The organism is Synechococcus sp. OH2, from assembly GCF_047462155.1.
Lineage (GTDB): Bacteria > Cyanobacteriota > Cyanobacteriia > Thermostichales > Thermostichaceae > Thermostichus.
The window spans coordinates 1-4,481 of the sequence record NZ_JANSIR010000029.1 but is presented as its reverse complement, the minus strand read 5'-3'; the positions used below and the strand labels follow the sequence as shown (position 1 = coordinate 4,481).

Sequence of the window (4,481 nt, the reverse complement as noted above, 5' to 3'; positions counted from 1 at the left end):
CAACCCCCCAACTCTTGGGGGGTTGTTGTCCCAAGGGGTAGCTCTACAGTTTCTACAGGTGTAGGGTTTGACACTCCTACCGCATAAAGGCGGGGGATTCTTACGCAGTTCAAGGACGAACTCATAAAGGCGCTATCAAGACGCCTCTAGACAGAACCTTGTGGCAAAACCTCAAGGTTTCGCTTACTTTTCTGTTCGCGTAAGCAGGAGGGAGTCCTTGTAGGTTGGCTGAGACGTTATTATCTCCCAGACGCTTGCTACCAGTCGAGTCTTTCACCATGATTGGGTGCCCGCCTGGGAACGGTACGCCTTCTCAGCAAGCATACCCTTGACGAGCAGCTAAAGTTGCTTACGGGCTTTCCCGTCCCGTACTAAAGTGGGGGGGTACCAAGCTTCTATGCGGCAATACGTTCTGCGGAGATTGCGTCTTACTCTCCTCAAAAGTAGAGGATCCTATTCTGATCAGCCGCTGGGATCGCTTTTGCGCAAAACCAGTGCCCTAGGGCTGCGGCTTGAAGAATGGACCTGAAACTTGTGGAAGTCCTGTAGGTAGACGAAATTCCGCTTCCGGAACTATTGGGGTGCTTTCACAGGAGAGGGTGGTGGGTTGTTGCGCAAAAAGGGCTGTACGGCTACGAAGCCCAATCCGAAAGAGGCGACTACCAAAAGAACTGCAGCGGCCATCCACAGCACAGCGGAGCCTTGGGATCCGTGATGTTGATCGCGCACCCGTTGGTAGACGCTGGTGGAATGAACCTCGCCACCCATATTTTGCATCAACTCTTCCAGGGAGGGAATCTGATAGCCGGCACGGGGGTAAGAAGGCTCAGTAGGAGTGTCTTGACGGGGACGGGGGGGTAGAGTGGAGGGCTGAGATCGCGGCTCGAAAGAGGAAGCGGCAAAGTCAGAGTAAGAGGAAGTTGGATAGACGTTGCTAGAGAAGGGTGAAACCTCGCTGCGAGCTTGGCGTCGCTTGAGGCGATTCAAAAAATCATAGGGGGGAGAAGCTTGGTCAGGTTCTGAGGACAGGCCATCCCCTCGAAAAGGGGCTGCAGCGGCCTCTCTTTCAGGAGCAGCGGCTTGGCTTGTGTCAGCAAGCCGTATGCTGATTTGCTGTAGGCGCTTCAAGGCCTGACCCAATTGCCCCTGAAATTCTTGCGCGATGGCAGTAACTTCTCCAGACAACTGTTGATGCAGAGCGTGCAGGCGCTGATTTTCGGAAGAGAGGCGGCTCACCTGCTGACGGGCAGATTCCAGCTCTTCGGCCACTTGTTGATACACCTGGATGGGCACTGTCCCCGGCCCCGTCTCTAGTGAGGCAGGGGTGCGAAAGCTGTTGTTGCCGGGCAAGCCACTGGGGTTGCCGTTGCGAGCTCCAGAGGGGCTAGAACCCCGAAAGTCGTACTGCATAAATTGAATCGACGCGTAAGAAAGGATGAAAAACTGAGGAAGGTGGGCAGCAAGGGATCCTGAACAGACAAAGCCGCAAGGCTCACCTAGCGGTAGCGCTGAACACCGACCAGCCGGGGATATCTAGCGCTATGCTTAGTGTAGGCGGCAATTGCTAACCCAAGCATACCGCTAAGCTGTTTGGATGGGAGCCCTTTTCTGGCAGTTTTTCTCGGCGGCAAGCGCTATTTTGGGATCCCCGAGAGATTGCTCGAGGCGTCGTTTTGATCGGGGAGTTTGGGAATACCCCCCACCCAGTCTGGAGAAGCTGTGGATTCCGACTCTGAAGGGGGAGAGTTCCGCAGCGGCCGCTCCAGATCTCGTCGGAGGGGGGCCTCCAACCGTTCCAACTGTTCCAGTTCAGTAACAAAGTCTTTTATACCCTGGAACTGGCGGTACACGGAGGCAAAGCGCACATAGGCAACTTCGCTCAGGCGCTGTAGGCGCTCCAGTACCATCTCGCCGATGCGTAGGGTAGTTACCTCTTGAACGTCTTCCAGTTGGAGTTTTTCTTCGATTTCGTTGACCAACTCCTCCATCTGCTTGACGCTAACTTGGGTTCTTTGGCAGGCGTGCATCACCCCTTGGAGAATCTTGTTGCGGTTAAAACTCTCCCGGGATCCATCCCGTTTAATGACCATGATGGGCATGAATTCAATGCGCTCGTAGGTGGTGAAGCGGTAGCCACAGGACATGCATTCCCGCCGCCGCCGCACGCTTTGGCCACCTTCTGCCGAACGGGACTCTAAAACGCGAATTTCTTGCTTGCCGCAGCGGGGACATTTCATGACGTGGGCTCCTTGAACCAAGTAGCACAGAAAGGGAAGGTGCTCCAATTTTAGCCAGACGGCTGGCCCAGGGAGTTGCTCCTAGGCCAGGGATCCCACCAAGCAGCAGCTTGCGCTTGGATTTGGGCTTTTAGCTCCGGCTGCAAGCGATCCAAGTGGGCCAATACCCATTTCATCCTCCCTAGGGGGGTCAAGAGGGAGCGGTGGCGCAAGAGGAAATCCCAGTAGAAGGTATTAAAGGGACAGGCGCGTTCGCCAACCTTTTCGCTGGGATTGTAGCGGCAATGGCGGCAGTAGTCACTCATTCTGCGGATGTACTGGGCAGAGGCGGCGTAGGGTTTGGTGGAAAGCATGCCCCCGTCGGCAAAAAGGCCCATGCCGATGACGTTGGGCTGCATCACCCAGTCGTAGCTGTCAATGAACACGTCGTGAAACCACGCTTCCACTGCCTGGGGTTGGATGCCGCTGATGAGGGCAAAATTGCTGAGCACCATCAGCCGCTGGATGTGGTGGGCGTAGCCGTGGCGGCGAATTTGCCCTAGGGTGTGCCGTAAGCAGGCCATGTCGGTTTCGCCCGTCCAAAAAAAGTCCGGCAGGGGGCGGTGGTGGCCAAAGAAGTTCTTCTGGGCATAGCCCTGGGGCATCTGGTATTCGTAGAAGCCGCGCAGGTATTCCCGCCAGCCCAGGATCTGACGGATGAAGCCTTCAGCGGAAGGAAGAGGGATCCCGCCGCGATGGTAGGCCTGTGCGGCGGCGGCGAGGACTTCTTGGGGGGTGAGAAGCCCAAGATTGAGGTAGGGAGAAAGGAGGGAGTGGTAGAGGAAGTCCTCCCCAGCCTGCATGGCATCTTGCCAGGGACCGAAATGGGGCAGGCGGTGCTGGATAAAGTCTTCGAGCACCTGCAGGGCTTGGGCACGGGTGACTGCCCAGCCAAAGCCCTCTAGGGATCCAAAGTGGTGGCCGTAACGTCGCCGCACTTTCTCCATCACCGCTTGCGTGATAGCGTCGGGAGGAAACCTCAGAGGAGGTGGGTAGCGCCGGCCAGGCTGAGGAGGCTGCCGGTTTTCCCGGTCGTAGTTCCAGCGCCCGCCCAGGGGTTGGGAGCCGTCCATGAGGATGCGGAAGCGTCTGCGCCCTTGGCGGTAAAAGTCTTCCAGAAGCAGGCGCTTGCGGCCTGAGGCCCAGTCGATAAACTGGGAGGCTGTCCAGAGGAAGTGGTTATTTTCCAAGACCAGGAGGGGGCAGGGGAGAGCGGATCTCAGCTTTTCCACCTCCGCTCGAACAGGAATGTCGGCAGGCTGCATGAGGCGGATTTGTTGTAATTGATGCTGCCTGGCCCAGGCCTGCAGGGGTTCAGCAGAGTCCTCAGCTTCCACATAGGTAACGGGGTGGCCGCGCTGTTGCAATTCTTGGGCAAAGTGGCGCATGGCCGACCACACCAGCACCAACTTCTGCTGGTGATGGTTGCGGGAGCTGGCCCAAGCGTGGGACTCGATAAAAAGGATGGGGACGCAGTGGGGAGGTAGGGTTGAGAGGGAGGCAAGGGCAGCTTGCTGGGGGTGCAGTTGGTCGGGGAGGATCCAGACACCTGTGGAGCCAGAGGGTGGAACGGTCATGGGGGGGTAATATCGCGGCCTCGAGGATCTCTAAGGGCAGCCCAAGTTGAGTGTAGCGCTAGGAAACAGGGCTAAGGCCATGAAGACGACCTCCAGTCGGCTAGCGGCAGCAAGAGGGGGGATCCCCTTTCTCCCCGCCTGGGCGGGCCTGGGGATGGCGGCCCTACTGCTGTTGCTGGTTTGGAACTGGACGGATCCCCTGCCGCCAGCCTGGGATGAGGCGCAGCACCTGTTGCAGGCGCAGGCATTTGGGGATCACCTAGGCCGGTTTCGCTGGGAAAAGGTGTGGTGGCAGCAGCTTTTGCACTTGAACCAGCGCTATCCGCCTCTGGCCTATTGGCTGGGGATCCCGTTGGCAGCTTTGCACCCCTTTAGCCGTGCCGATGGGCAGTTGCTCAATTGGGTGTTGCTGGGGATCCTGACCCTGGCAACCCAGCGGCTGGGCCAGCGGATTTACCACTCTCAGGAAGTGGGCTGGTTGGCGGCGGCGCTGCTCTTGCTTTACCCGGGGATCGCGGCTCTGGCCCATGTGTACATGTTGGAGCTGCCGCTGGTGGTGGCGGTGACGCTGGCCCTCTGGGCGCTCTGGGCCTACGGGGAGGAACCGTCCTGGTGGGGGGCGATGGGG

Annotated in this window: 3 protein-coding genes and 1 pseudogene; 1 reads left to right on the top strand and 3 read right to left on the bottom strand. The window is 58.2% G+C overall.

Annotation, left to right across the window (positions count from 1 at the left end; all coding sequences use genetic code 11):
* Positions 1–573: 573 nt before the first annotated feature.
* From NW835_RS02300 to NW835_RS02290, 3 genes are all read right to left on the bottom strand, one after another.
* Positions 574–1,410, bottom strand: a complete 837-nt coding sequence (locus tag NW835_RS02300) for a hypothetical protein (RefSeq protein ID WP_414378331.1) — start codon at positions 1,408–1,410, stop codon at positions 574–576.
* A gap of 224 nt (positions 1,411–1,634) precedes the next feature.
* Positions 1,635–2,237 carry a transcriptional regulator NrdR gene (gene nrdR, locus NW835_RS02295; RefSeq protein ID WP_414414423.1) on the bottom strand — a complete coding sequence of 201 codons (603 nt, stop codon included), beginning with the start codon at positions 2,235–2,237 and terminating at the stop codon, positions 1,635–1,637.
* Positions 2,238–2,287: 50 nt separating this feature from the next.
* Positions 2,288–3,853, bottom strand: coding sequence for a cryptochrome/photolyase family protein (locus NW835_RS02290; protein ID WP_414414422.1), 1,566 nt, complete (start codon positions 3,851–3,853; stop codon positions 2,288–2,290).
* Between the two features lie 79 nt (positions 3,854–3,932).
* Here NW835_RS02290 and NW835_RS02285 point away from each other — a divergent pair.
* Positions 3,933–4,481 (top strand): annotated as a pseudogene (locus NW835_RS02285) (hypothetical protein); the annotation flags it as partial.